This is a genomic window from Methanobrevibacter sp. UBA188 (assembly GCF_905234905.1).
In the GTDB taxonomy this organism is placed as follows: Archaea; Methanobacteriota; Methanobacteria; order Methanobacteriales; family Methanobacteriaceae; genus Methanocatella.
In genome coordinates, this window is the sequence record NZ_CAJOJM010000087.1 from 1 (window position 1) to 3,059 (window position 3,059).

General features: G+C 34.0%; 2 protein-coding genes. One reads left to right on the top strand and one right to left on the bottom strand.

Annotated elements, in window-relative coordinates; all coding sequences use genetic code 11:
• Positions 1-300 precede the first annotated feature (300 nt).
• Positions 301-1,596: an ATP-binding protein gene (locus tag QZ143_RS09575; RefSeq protein WP_292883648.1), complete on the top strand. Its 1,296-nt coding sequence runs from the start codon at positions 301-303 to the stop codon at positions 1,594-1,596.
• A gap of 73 nt (positions 1,597-1,669) precedes the next feature.
• On the opposite strand, the gene QZ143_RS09580 is transcribed toward QZ143_RS09575, so the two are convergent.
• Positions 1,670-2,908: an ISAzo13 family transposase gene (locus QZ143_RS09580; protein ID WP_292883651.1), complete on the bottom strand. Its 1,239-nt coding sequence runs from the start codon at positions 2,906-2,908 to the stop codon at positions 1,670-1,672.
• Positions 2,909-3,059: the final 151 nt, after the last annotated feature.

Below are 3,059 nucleotides of genomic sequence, written 5' to 3' on the forward strand. Positions count from 1 at the left end.
TCACCGATAACCCTGCAGGTTTCAGCGGTACTCTGTGAAGTGACAAAACCGCCATAGGTATAGTAGCTTGCAGGAAATGACAGAACCATAATCCAGCACATGATTTATGAGGAATTTTCCCTCATAAAAATGTAAAATTTAACAATTTTTCACTCATAAAAATGCAATATTTAACAAACTTTCCCTCATAAAAATGCAATATTTAATAAACTTTCCCTCATAAAAATGTAAAAATCTTTAAATATCCCTCATAAAAATGTAAACTAATAATACGTATCTATTTAAATATAAGGGATCACTGTGAAAAGAGAAATATTCAACAAATTACTTAGTTGGAAAGCAAACCCAAATAGAAAGCCACTTATTTTGGATGGTGCTAGACAAGTTGGAAAAACTTGGATACTAAATCAATTTGGAAAAACTAAATACAATAATGTTGCATACATAAATTGCGATAAAGTAGCAATTATGAAAACTGTTTTCTCTGATTTTGATACAAAAAGATTAATTCGAGCATTTTCAGCAATAACTAATGAAGTTATAAAGCCTGCTGAAACACTTATAATTCTAGATGAAATTCAAGAAGCACCTTTAGGATTAACTGCACTGAAGTATTTTTATGAAGATGCAAATGAATATCATATCATTGCTGCAGGTAGTTTATTAGGAATCAAGCTACATTCAGGAACGGGGTATCCAGTCGGAAAAACAGATTTAATGAAAATGTATCCAATGTCTTTTAGTGAATTCTTGATGGCTTCAGGAAATAGAATATTGGTGGAACAATTAAAGGAACATAAATGGAATGAACTTTCCTTATTAGCTGATAAATTCAAGAATTTATTACGCCAATATTATTATGTTGGCGGAATGCCTGAAGTTGTTAACACCTATTTTACAACAGATAATCTTCAAGAAGTTAGACGAATTCAAAAACGAATTCTATCGGATTACGAAGCTGACTTTTCTAAGCATATTTCATCTGTTGAACTACCAAAAGTACAAATGTTGTGGAATTCCATTCCATCTCAACTAGCAAAAGAAAACAAAAAATTTGTATATGGAGTAATAAAAAAAGGAGCTCGAGCAAAAGAATTCGAAAATGCAATTCAATGGCTAGTGGATGCAGGATTAATATACAAAGTTATAAGAGTTAATAAAATATTACGACCATTGAACTTTTATGAAGATATCACAGCCTTCAAGATTTTTTTTAATGATTTAGGATTATTAGGAGCTAAAGTTGACATTACAGCAAAAGAAGTCCTTACAGGAATGAATTATTTGTCTGAATATAAAGGAGCTTTTACAGAACAGTTTGTAGCTGGCGAATTAATAAGTGCTGACTATTGTTTATATTATTATTCAAAAGAAAATTCTTCTCTTGAAATTGACTTTATTGTACAAAAGGATGAAGTTTATCCTATAGAAGTTAAAGCAGAAGAAAATTTAAAGTCAAAAAGCTTGAAAAGTGTTTATGATGAAAACAATCTTCTAAAGCCTTGTAGATTTTCGATGTCTAATTATCGTGAACAAGAATGGTTAGTAAATGTTCCATTGTATCTAGCTCGTGAATGGATGGAAAGTGTAGAATAAATATCAAAAATTGTGGAAACGGAGACACGTACTGACTACCAATACATACTTAGGAATTGTGCACAATTAATCTTTACAACCTTGGGCTAATTTTATAATTCCAATCGGGATGAAATTCATCACCACAAATACTCAGAGATTTAAAATCGTCATCAGACACTTTAATTCCAGTTGCGTACTGTTTCTCATCCGACTTTGCCAAAACTTTCAAACCAGTTGATGTAGTTGTAGATGCTATGAGATCAATAATCACCTGCAAACTGATGAGTGGCCTACCGCGCCAATTTTTAGTTATTTGACTGAATAAGCGGTGTTCTATTTTGTTCCACTTCGATGTTCCTGGTGGAAAATGACAAACATTAACCGACAGTTTTGTTTCATCCGCAAACTGCTGAAGTTCATATTTCCACAACCTGTTACGTGATCCGTTACTTCCTCCTCCATCTGCGGTGATCAAGATTTCTTTGGCTTCCGGATACCGCTCTTTGCCCATCTCATTCCACCATGAACGAATCGAGTTTACAGCAAACTGTGCTGTATCTGAACTTATGCCAACATTAACAAAACCTTCATTCAGAGCAATATCATATATCCCGTATGGAGCCGCTTTACCCAATTCAGGCAATGGAAAATCATGGTCAAGAACCTCGGTAGGACTTCCTTTGGGTGAGTATTCAGCACCATTATTCTTGAAATTTCCTATGTTTTCCTTTTTCTTGCAGTCAATTGATATCACTGGAAAACTCCTGGCAAGAAAATCACTTGCTTTAGCGCTGATATGTTTGAACTGCTCATTTCGGTCAGGATGCTCTTCCCCTACCTGATTCATCTTCTGGTTCATCTGAAGACTATATCCAAGTTCCTTCAGTAGGTATCCGATTTTCCTATATTTGATGTTATATCCTTTTCGGTTCATTTCCTGCTCGAGATTTCTAAGACTCTTTGTCGTCCACTTCAGAAGACTCTGAGGATCACCGAATGTTTCTTCACTCATAAGAGATTCAAGTGCTTCTTTTATTCCCGGTTGAGTTTCTTCAATCGGTTTACGACCTGCTCCTTCCTTTCTTATACGTTGTTGATGAATTATCTGCTGCAAATCATCTTCGGTTTGTCCTTCCATTGCATTAAGTTCTTTTAATCCAGAACTGATGGTTACCCTAGAAACTCCTGTTTCCCTACTGATTTTTGAAACTCCACCATAGCCCCAAATTTCAGCTTCAGATGCAAGATATACTCGCTTTTGATATTCGTTTAACAAAGGTAAAATTTTTTTTATTTTTGTAACAATTGCAACTTCATCTAGTTCAACCATTTTATCCTCACGGAAACAGATTTACAGTTGCCTCCTATAATACCATATTGTGTGTTATACAAAATAGTTGTAAAGTTTATTTATGCACAATTCCTAAGTTTAAAACTTTAAAAGGCGGTATAAGGAAACTTAATCAATCACCTTACATGAT

Coding starts and splice junctions, on each gene's coding strand:
- QZ143_RS09580 (WP_292883651.1), bottom strand. CDS start 2,908: ATGGTTGAACTAGATGAAGTTGCAATTGTTACAAAAATAAAAAAAATT.